Annotated in this window: 20 protein-coding genes; 9 read left to right on the forward strand and 11 right to left on the reverse strand. The window is 74.9% G+C overall.

Annotated elements, in window-relative coordinates:
- Positions 1 to 73: 73 nt before the first annotated feature.
- Positions 74 to 718 (forward strand): TetR/AcrR family transcriptional regulator, encoded by a 645-nt coding sequence (locus ACWGJO_RS31280; RefSeq protein WP_452188871.1) that lies wholly within the window; start codon positions 74 to 76, stop codon positions 716 to 718.
- 34 nt (positions 719 to 752) lie between these two features.
- Here ACWGJO_RS31280 and ACWGJO_RS31285 read toward each other — a convergent pair whose 3' ends face one another.
- The gene (locus ACWGJO_RS31285) at positions 753 to 1,625 is read right to left on the reverse strand and encodes an alpha/beta fold hydrolase (protein ID WP_452188873.1); all 873 of its coding nucleotides are present in this window, start codon (positions 1,623 to 1,625) and stop codon (positions 753 to 755) included.
- Between the two features lie 69 nt (positions 1,626 to 1,694).
- Between ACWGJO_RS31285 and ACWGJO_RS31290 the strand changes: the two genes are divergently transcribed.
- The 3 genes from ACWGJO_RS31290 (at position 1,695) to ACWGJO_RS31300 (ending at position 4,525) form a co-directional block, all read left to right on the forward strand.
- Complete coding sequence (locus tag ACWGJO_RS31290; protein ID WP_452188875.1) at positions 1,695 to 2,300, forward strand: TetR/AcrR family transcriptional regulator; 606 nt, start codon at positions 1,695 to 1,697, stop codon at positions 2,298 to 2,300.
- Between the two features lie 192 nt (positions 2,301 to 2,492).
- Positions 2,493 to 3,533 (forward strand): fatty acid desaturase family protein, encoded by a 1,041-nt coding sequence (locus tag ACWGJO_RS31295; protein ID WP_452188919.1) that lies wholly within the window; start codon positions 2,493 to 2,495, stop codon positions 3,531 to 3,533.
- A 194-nt stretch (positions 3,534 to 3,727) separates the two neighbouring features.
- Entirely contained in the window at positions 3,728 to 4,525 is a 798-nt protein-coding gene (locus ACWGJO_RS31300; protein ID WP_452188877.1) for a hypothetical protein, read from the forward strand.
- A 94-nt stretch (positions 4,526 to 4,619) separates the two neighbouring features.
- Here ACWGJO_RS31300 and ACWGJO_RS31305 read toward each other — a convergent pair whose 3' ends face one another.
- The gene (locus tag ACWGJO_RS31305; protein ID WP_452188878.1) at positions 4,620 to 4,985 is read right to left on the reverse strand and encodes a nuclear transport factor 2 family protein; all 366 of its coding nucleotides are present in this window, start codon (positions 4,983 to 4,985) and stop codon (positions 4,620 to 4,622) included.
- A gap of 200 nt (positions 4,986 to 5,185) precedes the next feature.
- Here ACWGJO_RS31305 and ACWGJO_RS31310 point away from each other — a divergent pair, with 200 nt between their 5' ends.
- Positions 5,186 to 6,163, forward strand: coding sequence for a PRC and DUF2382 domain-containing protein (locus tag ACWGJO_RS31310; protein WP_452188880.1), 978 nt, complete (start codon positions 5,186 to 5,188; stop codon positions 6,161 to 6,163).
- A 148-nt stretch (positions 6,164 to 6,311) separates the two neighbouring features.
- The gene (locus ACWGJO_RS31315; protein WP_452188882.1) at positions 6,312 to 7,187 is read left to right on the forward strand and encodes a LysR family transcriptional regulator; all 876 of its coding nucleotides are present in this window, start codon (positions 6,312 to 6,314) and stop codon (positions 7,185 to 7,187) included.
- A gap of 44 nt (positions 7,188 to 7,231) precedes the next feature.
- Here ACWGJO_RS31315 and ACWGJO_RS31320 read toward each other — a convergent pair whose 3' ends face one another.
- Positions 7,232 to 7,819 carry a TIGR03086 family metal-binding protein gene (locus ACWGJO_RS31320; protein ID WP_452188884.1) on the reverse strand — a complete coding sequence of 196 codons (588 nt, stop codon included), beginning with the start codon at positions 7,817 to 7,819 and terminating at the stop codon, positions 7,232 to 7,234.
- Between the two features lie 65 nt (positions 7,820 to 7,884).
- On the opposite strand from ACWGJO_RS31320, the gene ACWGJO_RS31325 reads away from it, so the two are divergent.
- Positions 7,885 to 8,895, forward strand: a complete 1,011-nt coding sequence (locus ACWGJO_RS31325) for a DUF6597 domain-containing transcriptional factor (protein WP_452188886.1) — start codon at positions 7,885 to 7,887, stop codon at positions 8,893 to 8,895.
- On the opposite strand, the gene ACWGJO_RS31330 is transcribed toward ACWGJO_RS31325, so the two are convergent.
- From ACWGJO_RS31330 to ACWGJO_RS31345, 4 genes are all read right to left on the reverse strand, one after another.
- Positions 8,786 to 9,772 (reverse strand): ABC transporter substrate-binding protein, encoded by a 987-nt coding sequence (locus ACWGJO_RS31330; protein WP_452188888.1) that lies wholly within the window; start codon positions 9,770 to 9,772, stop codon positions 8,786 to 8,788. The genes ACWGJO_RS31325 and ACWGJO_RS31330 overlap by 110 nt on opposite strands.
- 71 nt (positions 9,773 to 9,843) lie before the next feature.
- Positions 9,844 to 10,662, reverse strand: coding sequence for an ABC transporter ATP-binding protein (locus ACWGJO_RS31335; protein WP_452188889.1), 819 nt, complete (start codon positions 10,660 to 10,662; stop codon positions 9,844 to 9,846).
- The gene (locus ACWGJO_RS31340; protein WP_452188891.1) at positions 10,662 to 11,798 is read right to left on the reverse strand and encodes a FecCD family ABC transporter permease; all 1,137 of its coding nucleotides are present in this window, start codon (positions 11,796 to 11,798) and stop codon (positions 10,662 to 10,664) included. The genes ACWGJO_RS31335 and ACWGJO_RS31340 overlap by 1 nt, the downstream gene beginning before the upstream one ends.
- Positions 11,795 to 12,829 carry a FecCD family ABC transporter permease gene (locus tag ACWGJO_RS31345; protein ID WP_452188893.1) on the reverse strand — a complete coding sequence of 345 codons (1,035 nt, stop codon included), beginning with the start codon at positions 12,827 to 12,829 and terminating at the stop codon, positions 11,795 to 11,797. Before ACWGJO_RS31345 ends, ACWGJO_RS31340 begins: the two co-directional genes overlap by 4 nt.
- A gap of 99 nt (positions 12,830 to 12,928) precedes the next feature.
- On the opposite strand from ACWGJO_RS31345, the gene ACWGJO_RS31350 reads away from it, so the two are divergent.
- The gene (locus tag ACWGJO_RS31350) at positions 12,929 to 13,558 is read left to right on the forward strand and encodes an HAD family hydrolase (protein WP_452188895.1); all 630 of its coding nucleotides are present in this window, start codon (positions 12,929 to 12,931) and stop codon (positions 13,556 to 13,558) included.
- A gap of 40 nt (positions 13,559 to 13,598) precedes the next feature.
- On the opposite strand, the gene ACWGJO_RS31355 is transcribed toward ACWGJO_RS31350, so the two are convergent.
- Complete coding sequence (locus tag ACWGJO_RS31355) at positions 13,599 to 13,838, reverse strand: hypothetical protein (RefSeq protein WP_452188897.1); 240 nt, start codon at positions 13,836 to 13,838, stop codon at positions 13,599 to 13,601.
- Between the two features lie 469 nt (positions 13,839 to 14,307).
- Between ACWGJO_RS31355 and ACWGJO_RS31360 the strand changes: the two genes are divergently transcribed.
- Positions 14,308 to 14,691, forward strand: a complete 384-nt coding sequence (locus ACWGJO_RS31360; protein ID WP_452188899.1) for a cold-shock protein — start codon at positions 14,308 to 14,310, stop codon at positions 14,689 to 14,691.
- 18 nt (positions 14,692 to 14,709) lie between these two features.
- On the opposite strand, the gene ACWGJO_RS31365 is transcribed toward ACWGJO_RS31360, so the two are convergent.
- Genes ACWGJO_RS31365 through ACWGJO_RS31375 form a run of 3 tightly spaced genes read right to left on the reverse strand, consistent with a single transcriptional unit; the run spans position 14,710 to position 16,911 of the window.
- Entirely contained in the window at positions 14,710 to 15,561 is an 852-nt protein-coding gene (locus tag ACWGJO_RS31365) for a 1,4-dihydroxy-6-naphthoate synthase (RefSeq protein WP_452188900.1), read from the reverse strand.
- Complete coding sequence (locus ACWGJO_RS31370) at positions 15,554 to 16,354, reverse strand: futalosine hydrolase (protein ID WP_452188902.1); 801 nt, start codon at positions 16,352 to 16,354, stop codon at positions 15,554 to 15,556. Before ACWGJO_RS31370 ends, ACWGJO_RS31365 begins: the two co-directional genes overlap by 8 nt.
- Before the next feature lie 11 nt (positions 16,355 to 16,365).
- The gene (locus tag ACWGJO_RS31375; protein WP_452188904.1) at positions 16,366 to 16,911 is read right to left on the reverse strand and encodes a hypothetical protein; all 546 of its coding nucleotides are present in this window, start codon (positions 16,909 to 16,911) and stop codon (positions 16,366 to 16,368) included.

Consider the following 16,911-nt stretch of genomic DNA (forward strand, 5'->3'; position numbering starts at 1 on the left):
GCCCCGCCCGGGTGAACCGATCGGCGATACTGCCAGTTCACGCGGACGAGCGGAACGAGTGGAGGCGAGCGGGATGAGCCCCCGGTCCTACCGGATGGGACAGCGGCAGGCGGAGGTCGACGAGACCCGGGCCCGGATCGTCGCGGCCGCCCGCGCGCACCTGGCCGAGACCGGCGGGGTCTCGCTGGACGCCGTCGCCCGCCGCGCGGACGTCGCCCGGGCGACCGTCTACTACCAGTTCGGCTCCAAGGCGGGCCTGCTGGAGGCGGTCTGCGACGCCCTCGCCGCGCAGGGCGGCATGGCCGGGCTCGCCGAGGCCTTCACCCTGGCCGACCCCTGGGCGGCGGTGGACCGCTTCGTCGAGGTGATGGGCGGCTTCTGGGCGGTCGACCGGGTCTGCACCCGGCGGCTGCGGGCCCTCGCCGCGCTCGACGAGGAGGTGGGCCGGGTCATCGCCGACCGCGACGCCCGCCGCCGCGAGGGTGCCGCCGTCCTGGCCGGCCGGCTGCCCGCCGCCCCGCCGGACGCGGCCGGCCTGCTCTTCGTCCTCACCGCCTTCGAGACCTACGACGCGTTGGAGGCGGAGGCGGAGATGGGGACGCGGACGGGGGGCGCGCCGGACGGCGGTGGCGGTGGCGGTGGTGGTCCGACCGCCGCCACCCCGGCCGTCATCCGTCTGGTCCGCGCCGCGCTCGGTGGGCCGGTGGAACGGCCGTAGCGGCGCCGGGGCTGCCCGTCGGCGACCGTCCCGGTCAGCCGGCCTGCCGCGCGGCCATGCCGAGGATCCCGGCGGTGACCGCCGCCGGGTCGTCGGTGGGCAGCGAGTGTCCCGCGCCGGGGACGATCTCGACCCGGGCGGCGGGCACCAGCCGGTGCAGGCGGTCGGCGACGGTCCGGGAGTCGTGCAGGGCGCTGCGTTCGCCGAGGAGGAAGAGGGCGGGGGCGGTGAGTCGGCCGAGTTCCTCGTCGGTGAGGGTGGCGGCCGGGGGCAGCCGGCGGCGGAAGCCCATCGAGGCGCGGACCAGGGCCATCAGTTCGGTCTCCAGGACGGCGCTGTTGCCGACCATTCGGGCCAGCCGGGGTCGCAGCGGTCGAGGAGCCATGGCGGCGAGGCCGCCGAGGATCACCCAGGTGTAGAAGCGGCGGTCCAGGTCGGCCAGGCCAGCCGTGTCGACCAGGGTGAGGCCGGCGGTCCGGCCGGGGTGGTGGATCTGGTGGTTGAGGGCGATCCAGCCGCCGTAGGAGCAGCCGACCAGGTGGGCGGTGGGCAGGTCGAGGGCGGTGAGCAGGTCCTCCAGCCAGGCGGCGGCGTCGCGGCCGTCCGCGATGGGGGCGCTCTGCACGCTGGCGCCCGGTTCGCCGACGGTGTCCACGGCGATCACCGGGTGGTGCGCGGCGAGGGTGTCGAGGTAGCCGTGCCACATCAGCGCGTTGCCGCCGGAGCCGGGCAGCAGCACGATCGGCCGTCCTTCGGCGGGGCCGGTGCGGTAGACGCGGGTGGTGCCGTAGCCGGTGGGGACGTCGAGCGGCGTCCACGGCCGGGGCCGCAGTTCGGTCAGCGCGCGCTCGTAGGCGGTGCGGAAGCGGGCTTCGGCCTTGCCGTTCCTGAACTCGCTGATTCGCATGGTACATGTGTATCACATGCATGATACGGGTGTACCAGGAGAACGGGTCGGACGTACGGAGGCCGGAACATGACCGCGAAGGTCGACCACGAGGAACGCCGCCGGCAGATCGCCGAGGCCCTGCTGCGCATCGCCGACACCCAGGGCCTGCAGTCCGCCAGCATGCGGGCGGTCGCGACCGAGGCCGGCGTCTCCCTGCGACTCGTGCAGTACTACTTCACGACCAAGGAGGGCCTGCTCCTGGACGCCCTGGCCAGGCTCGGCACCCAGCTCCAGGCCCGGATGGAGCAGTGGATCGGCCCGGCGCGCGCCCCCCGGGAGGTGGTGACGGCGGTCCTGTCCTGCATCCTGCCGACGGACGCCGAGAGCCGCCGGATCACCAGGACGTACGCGGCGTACTACACGCTGGTCCTCGGCGACCCCGCGGTGCTGGAGAAGCAGGCCGCGCAGCCGCCGGCCGTGCTGGAGGGCTTCCTCGCCAAGCAACTGCGTGCGGCGCAGCAGGCCGGGGAGATCGGGCCGGAGCGGGACGTCGACACGGTCGCGGCCGGGCTGCTGGCGATGGTCAACGGACTCGGCTCCAGCGTCCTGGGCGGCCAGCGCACCGGCGAGCAGGCGCTCGTGGTCCTCGCGTACCACCTGGACGAGCTGTTCGGCCGGCCGGAAGCCGGCTGAGGGCCCGCCCGCCGCCTCCACCCCCCGCCGCGGCTGGTTCCCCACCCCGCCGCCTCCCCGCCCCGCCGATCCCGGTGGCGGGCCGGCACCCCTCGCGGCACGGGGGTTAACACCCGTACGGGACGGGTGCTTTCCCCGTTCTGCGGGCGGGCCGGCCACCGCCAGACTCGGGGCATGCCCGCGCAGCCCGTGATGACGACCGAAGCGCCCGAAGCCCCCTCCCCCCGGCCGGGGAGCGGTGGCAGCGACTTCGCCCAGTTGACCCGCCGGATAGCCGCCGAGGGCCTGCTCGACCGGCGTCCCGGCTACTACGCCGTCCGCGTGGGCCTGGTGCTCGCCGCCTTCCTCGGCGGCTGGTACGCCCTGTTCGCGCTGGGCGACACCTGGTGGCAGCTCGGTCTGGCGGCGGCGATGTCCGTCGTCTTCGCCCAGATCGGCCTGCTCTCCCACGACCTGGCGCACCGCCAGGTCTTCGACCGGCGGCTGCCGAGCGAGATCGGCGGCCGGATCGCCGCCAACCTGCTGATGGGCATGAGCTACGGCTGGTGGATGAACAAGCACACCCGCCACCACGCCAACCCGAACCACGAGGAACGGGACCCGGACGTCGCACCCGAACTCCTGGTGTGGTCCAAGCGGCAGGCCCGGCAGGCGAGCGGCCTCGCCCGGTTCATCGGCCGCCGGCAGGCGTACCTGTTCGTCCCGCTGCTCCTGCTGGAGGGCCTCAACCTCAGCTTCAACAGCTTCCGCGCGCTGCGCAGCCCCGTCATGAAGCGCCCGGTGCTGGAGGGCGTGCTGCTGGTGGTCCACTTCGCCGGCTACTTCGGCCTGGTGTTCGCCGCGCTCCCGGTCGGCAAGGCGGTCGCCTTCCTGGCCGTCCACCAGGCGCTGATCGGGGTCTACCTGGGGTCCGTCTTCGCCCCGAACCACAAGGGCATGCTGATGGTGACGCCCGGGATGAAGCTCGACTTCCTTCGCCGCCAGGTGCTCACCTCGCGCAACGTCCGCGGCGGGCTGCTCGTCGACTCGCTGATGGGCGGCCTCAACTACCAGGTGGAGCACCACCTGTTCCCCAGCATGCCGACCCCGGCGCTGGGGCGGGCCGCCCGGATCACCCGGGAGTTCTGCGCCGAGAAGGGCGTCCCGTACTGCGAGACCGGCCTGTTCCGCTCCTACCGGGAGATCTTCGCCCACCTGCACCGGGCCGGTGAGCCGCTCCGCTCCGACGGGTGACCGTCGCCTCCGCCGCGGCGGCCGGCGGTCACCTCCGCCGTGGCGGGAGGCGCGGGAGGGCCTGAACGCCGCTGTCCCGCGCGGGAGCTCGGACCGGCCGACGTCCCGCGCGGACCGGCCGTCCTGCGGCACCGCCCGTACGGTTGCGCGTTCGCGCCCGTACGATGCCCGAGCGGGGTGGGCGGAGGCCGGAGGTGGATGTGGTTCGGTTCTGGCTGCGGTGGGTGATGATCGCGGTCCTGGGGACGGCGGTCGTGTTCGGCGGCTGGGCGGGGTGGCGGCTCTACCGCGCCACGGCCATCCCGGCCGCTCCGGACGTCCCGGGGATCGCGCAGGCCCCGGTGACCGGGGAGGCCCGCCGGGCGGCGGAGGAGCGGATGGTCGACCGGATCGACCGGCTGCCCGAACTGCTGCCGTGGGCGCAGGGGTTGGGGAGGTCGACGGTCGACGTGTGCCGCACCGACTACCGCGGTGACCTGTTCAGTCGGGGTACGTGGCTGCCGGTGGCCTGCGAGCGGACCGTCAACGTCTACCTGGCCTTCGACGGGGGTGACGTCCGCTCCCGGCTGGCCGATCTGGACCGGTACCTGGACGGCCAGGGCTGGCGCAGCTCACAGAGGTGGAACAGCCTGGTCGCGGCCGACGAGTACGACCACCAGCCGCCCGCCGACCCGACCCCGGAGGAGGCGGCGGAGGCGGCGGCCAGGCCGATCGCCCCGTCCGTGGAGTTCGCGCTGGCGACGGGCGAGGCGGTGCGGACGGAACTGGCCGTGAACGTCACCCGGCCGCCCGGCCCCGAACTCCTGACCTCCGGCGAGGACTACTGGTTCGAGAAGTACGGAAGCCGGCGCTACCGGAACGACGAGGGGCAGCGGTCCGAGTACCTGACCTGGCAGCCCGTGCGGCCGAGCGAGGTCACGAAGGCGGCCGAGGGCCGGTACGTGGCGGTCCTGGGCTTCACGACCAGGTACGCGCAGCACGAGGCCGGGTAGGGTCGGTCGGCCACGGCCACGGCCGCGGCCGGGCCTGTCCCGGGCCTGCCAGGGCCCGTGCCTCGGGCCCTGCCGGGCCCCGGGCTCGTCGGCCTCAGGCCTTCCGCTCGAAGCCGGCCAGCAGGCCGCGAGGGTCGAAGGTGACCCGGATCCGGGTGATCCTCCCGTCCTCGACGTGCATCCAGTTCGCCGTGGGCGCCGGCGGGGCGATGCTCGTGCGCAGCTCGAACCAGGTGATCACCTCGTCGCCCTCGGCCACCCGGACCTTCACGTCGATCTTCTCCAGCACCTGCCCGAGCCCCTTCAGCCCGGCCAGCGCCTCCTCCACCCCGGAGGCCGTCCCCAGCGCGCCGACGAAGTCGACGTCCTCGGCCAGCAGTCCCCGGACGGTCTCGAAGTCGCCCGCCTCCCAGGCGGTGAAGTAGGTCTCGGCAAGCTCACGCGCGGTCGTCGTCGTCATGCCTCCATCCTCCCGGCCACCACGACCATCCGTCCAACAGATGAATCAGATGGCACCTATCTCTACTGATGATGGAAGAAGGGTGCGCTGCGTGATCGGCGGGCCGCAACTGTCACGCTGAGTGAAGGTCAGCTGAAATGGTTTCGGACCGTTCGGGCCGGTAAGGCGCTCATCGCTGGAATGCGAAGGAGGCGTGAATCGTGATCACCGAACAGCAGGCCCGCTCCATGCTGCACCAGCCCGTCCACGACGTACGGGGCAGCCGGATCGGCAAGGCGGACCACATGTTCCTCGACGACGTCACCGGCAAGCCGGAGTGGGTCAGCGTCAAGACCGGATGGTTCGGGGCGGGCGAGTTGTTCGTGCCGATCCGCGACGCCCGGGTCGTCGGCGACCACCTGGAGGTGCCGTACTCCAAGGAGAAGGTCGACAACGCGCCGCTGGTGGACGTGGACCGTGGCGGACACCTCTCCGAGCGCGAGGAACACCGGCTCCACCAGTACTACGGCATCGGGGACGGGGCCCGGAAGGCGGCCGCCCGGCCCGGCTCGGGCACCGGCACCGCCGCAGCCGCCGCTGCCGGAACTGCCGCCGCGAGCGGCCACACCGGCACGACGGGCCGGCCCGTCGCGACCCCGACCGCCGCCACGACCCCGACCGCCGCCACGCGTGCCGCCGCGGCTCCGGGCGCCGCCTCCGCCGCCGGGCGGACCGGTGTCCACCCGGGCGAGGACGGCATGATGACCCGTTCCGAGGAGCGGCTGCGCGTCGGCGTCGAGCGGTACGAAGCCGGCCACGCGAAGCTGCGCAAGTACGTCGTCACCGAGGAGGAGCGGCAGACCGTGCCGGTGCGGCACGAGGAGGTCCACGTCGAGCACGAACCCATCACCGCGGCCGACCGGGGTGCCGCGATGTCCGGCGAGTTCATCTCGGAGGCCGAGTACGAGGTCACCCTGCACGCGGAGCGGCCGGTCGTGCGCACCGAGGCCGTCCCGGTCGAGCGCGTGCGGCTGGTGACCGAGGAACGCGTCGAGGAGCAGACCGTCACCGGCCGGGTGCGCAAGGAGCGCATCGAGGCCGACCTGCCCGACGGCGGGACGGCACGGACGCAGGGCAAGGAGATCCAGAGCAGGGCGATGCAGGGCAAGGAGGTCCAGGGCAAGGACCGCCGCCGGTGACGTCGGCCGGGCCGTGACCGCCCCGCGCGGCCGCGGCCCGGGCGTCCGGGCGTTCGGGCGTCCGCTGGTCCGTCCCCCGGCGGGTCGCTCGTCCGGCGGGCCGATCGGCCGAGCGGATGGAGCACCCGGTCGAATATCGTCACCGGTCATGGAGATGCACCAGCTGCGCTACTTCGCCGCCGTGGTCGACGAGGGGACCTTCACCGCCGCCGCGGCCCGGCTGCACGTGAGCCAGTCCGGCATCAGCACCCAAGTGGCCAAGCTGGAGCGCGAACTGGGCCAGCTGCTGCTCGACCGGTCGGGCCGGCAGGTGCGCCTCACCCCGGCCGGCGAAGCGGTCCTCCCGCTGGCGAAGAACGCCCTGGCCACTCTCGACGCCATCCAGCACACCGCCGCCGAGTTCGCGGACGCCGTCCGCGGCCGGGTCCGGCTGGGCATGATCACGGGCTGTTCGATCCCGCCCTTTCTGGACGCCGTCGCCGACCTCGGCCGCAGTCACCCCGGCATCGAACTCAGCCTGCACGAGGGGCACTCCGAGGACCTCCAGGCGCAGGTCATGGCCGGCTCGCTCGATCTGGCCCTGATCGGCTACGCGGGCGAGGTCTTCCCGGGCCTGGAGGCCACCGTCGCCATCGACGAGCCGATCGCCGCCGTCGTCCCCGTCGGGCACGCCCTGGACCGGGCGCGGCTGCGGCTCGCGGACCTGCGGGGCGAGAAGATCCTCTGCCTCTCCCCGGGCACCGGCATCCGTGCCGCCTACCGGGGCTCCTGCCGGCGGCTCGGCCTCGATCCGCGGGTGGACATCGAGGCCAGCTCCCCGGTCGCCCTGCTTCGGCTCGCCGAGCGCGGCGCGGGCGTGGCCGTCCTCAGTGCCTCCTCCGCCGCGGGCGACGGACTGCGGGCCGTCCCGCTGGCCGACGCCGCCATCCGGGCCCGGCTCGGGCTGGTCGCCCGCCGCGACCAACCCTCCCCGGCCGTACGGCTGTTGATGGCCCGGCTGAGGGCGGCGCTGCGGCAGGGCTGATCCCGTACCGCTCGTGCGACCCGACCGGGCCCGGTGCCCCCGGCTCAGGCCTTCCCGCGCGGGTCGCGGCCCGAGGCGGCCAGCGCGCGGTCCCATGCGGGGGCGTCCTCCGGCAGGGCCACCGCCTCGGCGAAGCCCGCGTACTGCCGGTACAGCTCGGCGTTCTCCGCCACGATCTCCCCGGTCAGCAGGGCGAGTTCCTCGTCGACCTCGATCCGCCCGCCGGTCGCCCGGGCCACGTCCCAGCCGTGCAGCAGCAGCTCCAGGATCAGCATCCGGGCGATGCCGACGGCCGGCATCGGGGTGCCGCCGAGGTCGACGTCCCCCTCCCAGGCGGCCGGGTCCGCCCAGGCCGCGACCGCGCGCTCCAGCTGGGCCGCGTAGGCGGAGCGCCAGTCGGCGTCGGCGGCGAAGTCCCGCGCGTTCAGCTCCTCGGGCAGCTCGATCCGCCGGGCCCGGTGCTCCAGGCCGTGCGAGGTGTAGAGCACCCAGTGGTTGATCAGCGCGCGGGTGTCGAACTCCGGGCAGGGCGTCGGCGCGTCCAGCGGCTGGTCGGCCGGGACGGCGGCGGCGACACCGGCAGCGGCGGAGGCGGCGCGGGTCAGGAGCGGGTGCATCGGGTGGGCGTTCATGGCCCCGATTCTGGGCCGGGCCGCACCGGCGGGTCTTGAAGAAACGCGACGACTAGCCTGGCGGCATGGGCATGGACTCCCCGGCCTCCCCGGACACTCCGGTCTCCCCGGCCTCCCCGGACACTCCGGTCTCCCCGGTCTCCCCGGACTCGCCGGACCCCCGGGTCTCCCCGGACACTCCCGACCTCGGCCGGGGCGTGCTCCACCCCGCCCGGGCGGCCGAGCTGATCACCGTGGACCGGCTCGCGCCCGACCCGGCCGTGGCGGTGTTCGTCGAGTACTACTGGCTGGTCCGCTGGGACCTGCGCGGCCTGCCGCCGTACGAGCAGAAGGTGCTCGCCCACCCCAACGTCCACCTGGTCTTCGAGGCGCCGGGGGCGCGGGTGTACGGGGTGGACCGCTCGCTCTTCGTCCGCCGGCTGGAGGGCGCCGGGCACGTGCTGGGCGCGCGGTTCCGTGCCGGCGCCTTCCGCGCCCTCGCCGGGCACCCGGTGGGCGGGCTCGCCGACCGTTCCGTGCCCGCCGCGGAGTACTTCGGGCCCGGGGCCGACCGGTTCAACGCGGAGGTCCTCGGGGCGCCCGGCGATCCGGCCGCGCTCGCCGACGCCTTCCTCCGCCCCCGGCTGCCCGCGCCCGACCCGGTCGCCGCCGAGGTCGCCGCCGTGGTGGACCGGATCACCCGCACACCGGACCTTCGCCGGGTGGACGAGCTGGCCGCCGAGCTGGGCCTGACCGTCCGCCGTCTCCAGCGGCTGTTCGCCGAGTACGTCGGCGCCTCCCCGAAGTGGGTGCTGCGCCGTGCCCGTCTCCACGAGGCCGCCGAACGCGCCGGTACGGACGGCGGGTTGGACCTGGCCGCGCTCGCCGCCGAGCTGGGCTACGCCGACCAGGCGCACCTCACCCGGGACTTCACCGCCGCCGTCGGTGTCTCCCCGGCCCGCTACGCGGGGTCGCGCCGGACCCCGGCTACGCCCCCAGGAAGCGCTGCAGCTCGTCCAGCACGTAGTTGGCCCCGGTGTACCCGATCCCCTGGAACCACAGCTGGTCGTCCACCGGGAACGCCCGGTGCCCCTTGACGGCTCCCAGCGCCTGCCACCCCGGGCTCGCGAGTGCCGCGGTGGCGCCGGACAGCTCCGGATCGCCGTACGTGGCGTACAGCAGCAGGTCGCCGTCGGCGCGGGCGAGCTGGTCCGGCGGGATCTCGAAGTCCGACTGGTCGACGTTCTGCGCGTCGGGCCGGCCGACCTCGGCGTCGGAGAGCACCGTCCCGGGGAAGCTCTGCCGCCCGAACAGCCGGATGCCGCCGCCCTCCACGAACCGCACCAGGCTCACCTTGCGCCCCGACGGCTTCGCCGCCGCCAGTGCCTGGGCGACCTGTCCGGCGTGCTTCTGGTACGCGCCGGCGAAGGCCGCCCCGGCCGCCTCCCGGCTCAGCGCCTGGGCGTGCAGCTGGAAGTCGGCCTTCCACGGCGCCCCGGAGGTCTGGGTGAGCACGGTGGGGGCGATCTCCCGCAGCTGCTCGTAGCGGTCGCCGTCGCGGGTCTGGTTGGAGAGGATCAGGTCCGGCCGCAGTGCCCGTACGGTCGGCAGGTCGGGTGCGCCGGCCGGGCCGACCAGCCGGATCCCGGCCGTTCGGGAGGCCGGCCAGTACGCGGGGTAGCTGGTGTCGCGGCCCGGCAGCGCGGCGCCGACCGGGGTGATGCCGAGGGTCAGCGCGGAGTCGAGCACGTCGGTGTCCAGCACGACCACCCGCATCGGCGCGCCCGGCACCACGACCGGGCCGGTGACGGCGTTCACCGTCACCGGCGGCACCGGGGCCGGGGACGGCCAGGCACCGGTGGCGGGGCCGTCCGCGGCCCCCGGGGCCTGGTGCCGGGTGGTGCAGCCGGTGGCCGCCGCGAGCGCGCCCGCGCCGAGGCCGGTCAGGAGGGTGCGGCGGGAGATCCGGGGCATCGGCGGTCCTCTGGCGGCGCGGGCGGGTCGGGGCGCCGTCGATTATGTCCGAAATGGCAGCTAAAGTGCCGTTAAGCGCGGGCGCCGTCCGGGGTGAGCGCCGCCCACGGGGCGCCCGGCACGACCAGCGGGGTGCCGGTCACCGGGTCCGGCACCACCACCGAGTCCAGTCCGAACACCTCCCGCACCAGCTCGGCCGTCACCACGTCCGCGGGCGGGCCCTGCGCCACCACCCGGCCGTCCCGCATCGCCACCAGGTGGTCCGCGTACCGGGCGGCCTGGTTGAGGTCGTGCAGCACCGCGACGACCGTCCGGCCGCGCTCGACGTTCAGCCGGCGCACCAGGTCCAGCACCTCCACCTGGTGCGCGATGTCCAGGTAGGTGGTCGGCTCGTCCAGCAGCAGGATGTCGGTGCCCTGGGCGAGCGCCATCGCGATCCAGGCGCGCTGGCGCTGGCCGCCGGACAGCTCGTCCATGCTCCGCTCGGCCAGTTCGGCGGTGGAGGTGCGCTCCAGCGCCTCGGCGACCGCCGCCTCGTCCTCCGGCGACCACTGCTGCCACCAGCTCTGGTGCGGCTGGCGGCCGCGCGCGACCAGGTCCGCCACCGAGATGCCCTCCGGGGCGGTCGGCGACTGCGGCAGCAGGCCGAGCCGCTGGGCGATCCGCTTGGTCGGGATCCGCGCCAGCTCCTCGCCGTCCAGCAGCACCGCGCCCCGGACGGGCTTCAGCAGCCGTCCGAGGGCCCGCAGCAGGGTCGACTTGCCGCACGCGTTCGGGCCGACGATCACCGTCACCCGCCCGTCCGGAACGGCCACGTCCAGGCCCTCGACGACCGTGCGCGCCTCGTAGGCCAGGGTGAGGCCCCGGGCCTCCAGACGGTGAGCGGACATCAGGAACCTCCACGGCGGGATCGGATCAGCAGCCACATCAGGTACGGGGCGCCGACCATGCCGGTCACCACGCCCACCGGCAGCTCCGTCGGAGCGAGCAGCCGCCGGGCGATCAGGTCGGCGAGGACCACCACCAGCGCGCCGGTCAGCGCCGAGCAGAACAGCGGGATCTGCGCCGAGCGGGCCAGCCGCAGCGCGATCTGCGGGGCCATCAGCGCGACGAAGTCCACCGGCCCGGCGGCCCCGGCCGCGCACGAGGCCAGCACGATGCCCAGCAGCGCCATGCCGAGGCGGATCCGGTCCAGGCGCAGGCCGAGGCCGACGGCGGTGGCGTCGTCGAAGGAGATCGACCGCTGGGCGCGGGCGGCCCACAGTGCGACCGGCAGGGCGGCGAGCAGCACCCGGGCGAGCCATCCGGCCTGGTCGTAGCCGGCGCCGTTCAGGCTGCCGGTCATCCAGACCTTGGCGGCCTGGGCCTGGAAGCCGTCGCCCTTGGTCAGGAAGACGGAGGTGAGGGAGGACAGCGCGACACTGATGCCGATGCCGATCAGCACGAAGCGCTGCGCGTGCAGGCCGCGCCGCCAGGCCAGCGCGTACACCAGCAGCCCGGCCACCAGCCCGCCGGCCACCGCCGCGTACGGGGCCTGGCCGGTCGAGCCGACCACGCCGTACGCCATCAGGCCGACCACGGTCGCGGTCGCGCCCCAGGTCACGCCCACCACGTCGGGGCTGGCCAGCGGATTGCGGGCGACGGTCTGGATCAGCGCCCCGGCCAGCCCGAGCGCCAGGCCGACCAGCAGCCCGACTACCACCCGGGGCAGCCGGAACTCGCCGACCACCAGCTCGTGCGGGCTGGGCCGCCCGAGCACCACCTTGACCACCTCGCCCGGCGGGACGGTGGACTCGCCCAGGCAGAGCGCGGCCACCACGGTCGCCGCCAGCGCCACCAGCAGCCCGACGGCGACGGCCACCGAGCGCCGGTGCAGCAGGAACGACGCCCGTCCGGCCCGGACGACGGAGTACCCGCGCAGGGGGACGGAACCGTTGCGGGGGCGGGGAGTCGCGCCGGGGCGGGGAGTCGCGCCGGGGCCGGGAGCCGTGCCGGGGCCGGAAGCCGTGCCGGGGACGGAACTCATGCCGCCACCACCTTCCGGCGGCGGACCAGGGCCACCAGCACCGGGACGCCGACCAGGGCCGTCATCACGCCCGCCGGGACCTCGGACGGCGGGAACAGGACCCGGCCGAGGGTGTCGGCGAGCAGCAGCAGCGCCGGGCCGAGGACGGCGGAGAAGGCGAGGATCCAGCGGTGGTCGGCGCCGGCCACCGCGCGGGCCGCGTGCGGGACGGCGAGGCCGACGAAGGCGATCGGACCGGCCGCCGCGACCGCCGAACCGGTCAGGACGGTCGCGCCGAGCGCGCCGACCGCCCGGACCAGGCCGGTCTTGGCGCCCAGCCCCTTCGCGGTGTCGTCGCCGAGTGCCAGCGCGTCCAGTCCGCGCGCCACCGCGACCACCAGCACCGTGCCGACGGCCAGGAACGGCAGCAGCTGCCAGGCCACGTCCGAGGTCCGCCCGGAGAGCGAGCCGACGTGCCAGAAGCGGAACTGGTCCATGGTGGCCGCGTCGGTGGTCAGCACCAGGGTGTTGAGCGAGGCGATGAAGGCGGACGTCGCCGAGCCGGCCAGCGCCAGCTTGATCGGGGTGGCGCCGCCCCGGCCGCGCCCGGCGAGCCCGTACACCAGCGCGGTGGCGATCACGGCGCCGACGAAGCCGAACCAGACGTACCCGGTGAGGGTGGAGACGCCGAAGCCGGAGATGGCGACCACCACGCCGGCCGCCGCGCCCTGGGAGACGCCGAGGATGCCGGGGTCGGCGATTGGATTGCGGGTCAGGCCCTGCATGACGGCCCCGGCCAGGCCGAGCGCCGCGCCGACGGCCAGGCCGACGACGGTGCGCGGCACCCGCAGCTCGCGGATCACCACGGCGTTGGCGGTGTCGCCGCCGTGCAGCAGGGCGTCGAGCGTGTCGCCGAACGGGATGGTCCGGCTGCCGACCGCCAGGCTCAGCAGCACCGCGGCGGCCAGGACGGCGAAGGCGGCGGCGAGCCACAGTGTGCGGCGCCGAGGCGCGCGGTACGGCGAGCCGGGCGGTGCGCTGGTGTCGGTCATGGGCCCTCTCCGCAGACAACTCAGGTAAACCTAAGTTCAGCCGAGAAGCCCGGGCAAATCGCCTCGTGGTCCGCGGCGCCGGTTGGGTAGCCTGACGGCATGTCCGCGACCCCACCCACTCCGCTCACCGTCGGCTTCGACCTCGACATGACGCTGCTGGACACCCGGCCGGGTATCCGCGCCACCTATCTGGCGCTCTCCGCCGAGACCGGCACCTACATCGATGCCGACCTGGTGGTCACCCGGCTGGGCCCGCCGCTGCTGGACGAGATCCGCAACTGGTTCCCGGAGGCCGATGTGGAGCGGGTCGTCGACCGCTACCGCGAGCTCTACCGCGACCTCGCCTTCGCCCCGACGGTGGCCCTGCCCGGCGCGCACGCCGCCGTCGAGGCGGTCCGCGCCCACGGCGGCCGGGTCGCGGTGATCACCGGCAAGTACGAGCCGAACGCCCGCCTCCACCTGGAGCACGCCGGGCTGGCCGCGGACACCGTGGTCGGCGACCTGTGGGCGGAGACCAAGGGCGACGCGCTGCGCGAGCACGGCGCGAGCGTCTACGTCGGCGACCACCTGGGCGACATCCGGGGCGCCCGGCACGCGGACGCCGTCGCGGTCTGCGTGCCCACCGGCCCGTACAGCGCGCAGGAGCTGCGCGAGGCGGGTGCGGACGTGGTGCTGGCGGACCTCACCGAATTCCCGGACTGGCTCGCCGCGCACCTGGCCGAACGCTAGGGCAGGCCCCGGAACGAGGCCTGCGGCGGGCCCGCGGGTCTCAGGACCCGACGGGCGCGCTCCGGCGGCGCTGGGACCGCGCGTTCAGCAGCAGCCCGGTCAGTGCGGCCAGGAAACCGGCCGGCATCAGCATGCTCAGCCAGTAGGCCGCCGTCGGCAGCGGCGTCAGGTGCAGGAACAGCGGGACGAAGGTGACCAGGGTGGCGAGTGCGCCGAGACCGAAGACGATCGCCCCGGCCTTGACGTACACGTCGCCGGGGTCGGTGCTCTGGCTGCTCACGTCTGCTCACTCCTCCGGGCCGGTCGGCACTGTCCCCAGTCTGGCAGAGCGGCGGCCGGGGTCCGCCACCGGAGCGGGTCGGTCACGTTGCGCAGTTTCCCGGCAGCTGAACGTTTTGATCCCTGTTGAGCGGGGGTATGCACGGGGTGCCGAGGGGCGCTACAGGTGCGCCCCGCGTCCTCAGACCCGGGGGTGTGAGCCGATGGACCGCGCGGAGCCGCGCCACGGCCGTGCCGGCGCCGGGTTGCCCGTGACCGCGAGATCCCGGTCCCGCTGCCCCGACCGGGCCTCGGAACGCGGATCCCTCGCGGAACGCGGATGAGGCAGTGACGGACGGTTAGTCTGCTCCTGACCGCGTGCCGGCCATGAGCGCCCACGGGCGCCGAGTCGAGGCCGGTCGTCTTTCCCACCACCCAGTGATCCCCGGCCCGGGCCGGGATCCCCCACACCCATTCGAGGACTGTTCGAGATGCCCACCGGCCAGGTCAAGTGGTTCAACGAGACGAAGGGCTTCGGCTTCCTGTCGCGCGACGACGGCGGCGACGTCTTCGTCCACACCAAGGCGCTGCCCTCCGGTGTCACGTCGCTGAAGCCGGGCCAGCGGGTCGAGTTCGGCGTGGTCGCCGGGCACCGCGGGGACCAGGCGATGGCCGTGCAGCTGCTGGAGGCGCTGCCCTCGGTGGCCGTCGCCCAGCGCCGGAGCGCCGACGACATGGCACCGATCGTCCAGGACCTGATCACCACGCTGGACGCGGTGCTGCCCGGTCTCCAGCGCGGGCGCTACCCCGCCAAGCCGACCGGCCAGAAGCTGGCCGGCCTGCTGCGCGCGGTCGCCGACCAGTTCGACGTCTGACCGTCGGCCGGCCGACGGCTAGAACGCGAGCGCACCCGGGTCGAGCGGGGGCACCAGCCCCTCCGCGGCGGCCCGGGTGAGCAGCGCGCGGACGGCGGCGTAGCCCTCCTCGCCGAGGTCCTCGCTGAACTCGGTGACGTACAGCCCGATGTGCTGCTCGGCGACGTCCAGGTCCATCTCCTGGGCGTGCGCCAGCACGTACTCGCGGCTCGCCGCCGGGTCCGCCCAGGCCTGCCGCACGGAGGCGCGGATCGCGTCGGCGATCGCCCGCAGCCGCTCGGCGCCGAGCGAGCGACGGGCGACGATCGCGCCCAGCGGGATCGGCAGGCCGGTCTCCTGCTCCCAGGCCTCGCCCATGTCGGCCAGGCTGTGCAGGCCGTACTGCTGGTACGTGAAGCGGGCCTCGTGGATCACCAGGCCGGCGTCCACCCGGCCGTCCCGGACGGCGGGCATGATCTCGTGGAACGGCAGGACGACGATCTCGCCGAAGCCGCCGGGCACCGCCTTCGCCGCCCAGAGCCGGAACAGCAGGTAGGCGGTGGAGCGCTCGGAGGGCACCGCGACGGTCTTCCCGGCCAGGTCGGCGGGGGAGTCCACGCCCGGCAGGGTGAGCACCAGCGGGCCGCAGCCGCGGCCCAGCGCACCGCCGCAGGGCAGCAGGGCGTACTCCTCCAGGACCCAGGGCAGCGCGCCGTAGCTGATCTTCAGCACGTCCAGCTCGCCGCGCTCGGCCCGGCCGTTGGTGACGTCGATGTCGGCGAAGGTCACCTCGGGGGCGTCCGCCCCGGGCACCAGGCCGTGCGCCCAGGCGTGGAAGACGAAGGTGTCGTTCGGGCAGGGCGAGTACGCGATGCTCAGCCGTTCAGCCACGGCCGGCCTCCTCAATCGGTTCGTGCCGCGCGGCCGGGTCCGGTTCGTGGCGCGCGGCCAGGTCGTGCACGGGCAGCGCGGCGAAGGCCCGCTCCAGGGCGGCCAGCGCCTCGCCGATCCGCCAGGCGGCCCGGTCGCGCGGGCCCACCGGATTGGACACCGTGCGCAGTTCGAGGGCCGGCACGCCGTACCGGGCGGCGGCCTCGGCCACCCCGAAGCCCTCCATCGCCTCGGCGACGGCACCGGGGTGGCGGGCGGCCAGTTCGGCGGCCCGTGCGGCGCTGCCGGTGACGGTGGAGACGGTCAGTACCGGGCCGACGGCGAGGCCCGGACCGTCCAGCGCCCGCGCGACCAGCGCGACGGCGGCCGGGGGCGGGGCGTGCCGGACGGTGCCGAAGCCCAGCTCGGTGACGTCGGCGAAGCCCTCGGGGGTCTCGGCGCCGAGGTCCGCGGCCACGATCGCGTCGGCCAGCACCGTGGAGCCGACCGGGGCGAGCGGGGCGAAGCCGCCGGCGATCCCGGCCGAGACGGCCAGTGCGTACGGGTGGGCCGCCAGCGCGGCACCGGCACCGGCGGCGGCCGCGGCCGGGCCGACCCCGGCGGCCAGCACGTCCACCGGCACCTCCCGGGCCCGGTGCAGCGTGCCGCCGGGCAGCGGCAGCGCGGCGGTCGCACCGGGCAGGCCGCGCAGCACGGCCTCGGCCTCGGCGGCCACCGCGACGACGACGAGCAGCCGGGCCCGTGCGGGGCCCGACTGCTCGGTGCGGCCGTCGGTGACGGCGGGCGCGGTCATCGCGGGACCGGTCAGCCGTTGCCGGAGGTGGCGCCCTCGGTCTTCAGCTGGAAGTACCAGACGGCGATCGGGGCCTCCTGGGTCGGGTCGCCCTCGACCACGGTCACCACGGTCTTGCCGCTGGAGTTGAGCACCTTGTTCGCCGGCTGGGCGCCGGACCAGGTCGGGCCCTTGGCGGCCGAGAACAGGGTGTAGCGACCGCCCTGGTTGGACGAGCCGCCGTTGGTGAAGGCCCACCAACCCGTGTCGGCCACGTTGGGGGAGACCCCGATGCCGACCCGGTCGCTCCCCACGACGTCCGAGGTGGGCAGCGTGCCGTCGTGCAGGGCCTTGGTCGCGTCCTCCTGGCACTTCTGCTGCTGGTCGTCGGTGAGCGGGCTGCCGGCGTTCCAGCACAGCGGGTCCGCGACGATCGAGGAGTTGCCGACCGTGAGGGTGGCACGGTGCGAGATGTGCTCGGTCTGTCCGGCGGCAATGGCGACGGAGGTGCCCACCGTGGCGGCGCCGACCACGACGACGGCGCCGAGGGCGGCGATGGCACGGGAATTGAGGCTCAT

The organism is Kitasatospora sp. NPDC054795, assembly GCF_053611565.1.

Coding starts and splice junctions, on each gene's coding strand:
- ACWGJO_RS31280 (WP_452188871.1), top strand. CDS start 74: ATGAGCCCCCGGTCCTACCGGATGGGACAGCGGCAGGCGGAGGTCGAC.
- ACWGJO_RS31285 (WP_452188873.1), bottom strand. CDS start 1,625: ATGCGAATCAGCGAGTTCAGGAACGGCAAGGCCGAAGCCCGCTTCCGC.
- ACWGJO_RS31290 (WP_452188875.1), top strand. CDS start 1,695: ATGACCGCGAAGGTCGACCACGAGGAACGCCGCCGGCAGATCGCCGAG.
- ACWGJO_RS31295 (WP_452188919.1), top strand. CDS start 2,493: ATGACGACCGAAGCGCCCGAAGCCCCCTCCCCCCGGCCGGGGAGCGGT.
- ACWGJO_RS31305 (WP_452188878.1), bottom strand. CDS start 4,985: ATGACGACGACGACCGCGCGTGAGCTTGCCGAGACCTACTTCACCGCC.
- ACWGJO_RS31315 (WP_452188882.1), top strand. CDS start 6,312: ATGGAGATGCACCAGCTGCGCTACTTCGCCGCCGTGGTCGACGAGGGG.
- ACWGJO_RS31320 (WP_452188884.1), bottom strand. CDS start 7,819: ATGAACGCCCACCCGATGCACCCGCTCCTGACCCGCGCCGCCTCCGCC.
- ACWGJO_RS31325 (WP_452188886.1), top strand. CDS start 7,885: ATGGGCATGGACTCCCCGGCCTCCCCGGACACTCCGGTCTCCCCGGCC.
- ACWGJO_RS31330 (WP_452188888.1), bottom strand. CDS start 9,772: ATGCCCCGGATCTCCCGCCGCACCCTCCTGACCGGCCTCGGCGCGGGC.
- ACWGJO_RS31335 (WP_452188889.1), bottom strand. CDS start 10,662: ATGTCCGCTCACCGTCTGGAGGCCCGGGGCCTCACCCTGGCCTACGAG.
- ACWGJO_RS31340 (WP_452188891.1), bottom strand. CDS start 11,798: ATGAGTTCCGTCCCCGGCACGGCTTCCGGCCCCGGCACGGCTCCCGGC.
- ACWGJO_RS31345 (WP_452188893.1), bottom strand. CDS start 12,829: ATGACCGACACCAGCGCACCGCCCGGCTCGCCGTACCGCGCGCCTCGG.
- ACWGJO_RS31350 (WP_452188895.1), top strand. CDS start 12,929: ATGTCCGCGACCCCACCCACTCCGCTCACCGTCGGCTTCGACCTCGAC.
- ACWGJO_RS31360 (WP_452188899.1), top strand. CDS start 14,308: ATGCCCACCGGCCAGGTCAAGTGGTTCAACGAGACGAAGGGCTTCGGC.
- ACWGJO_RS31370 (WP_452188902.1), bottom strand. CDS start 16,354: ATGACCGCGCCCGCCGTCACCGACGGCCGCACCGAGCAGTCGGGCCCC.
- ACWGJO_RS31375 (WP_452188904.1), bottom strand. CDS start 16,911: ATGAGCCTCAATTCCCGTGCCATCGCCGCCCTCGGCGCCGTCGTCGTG.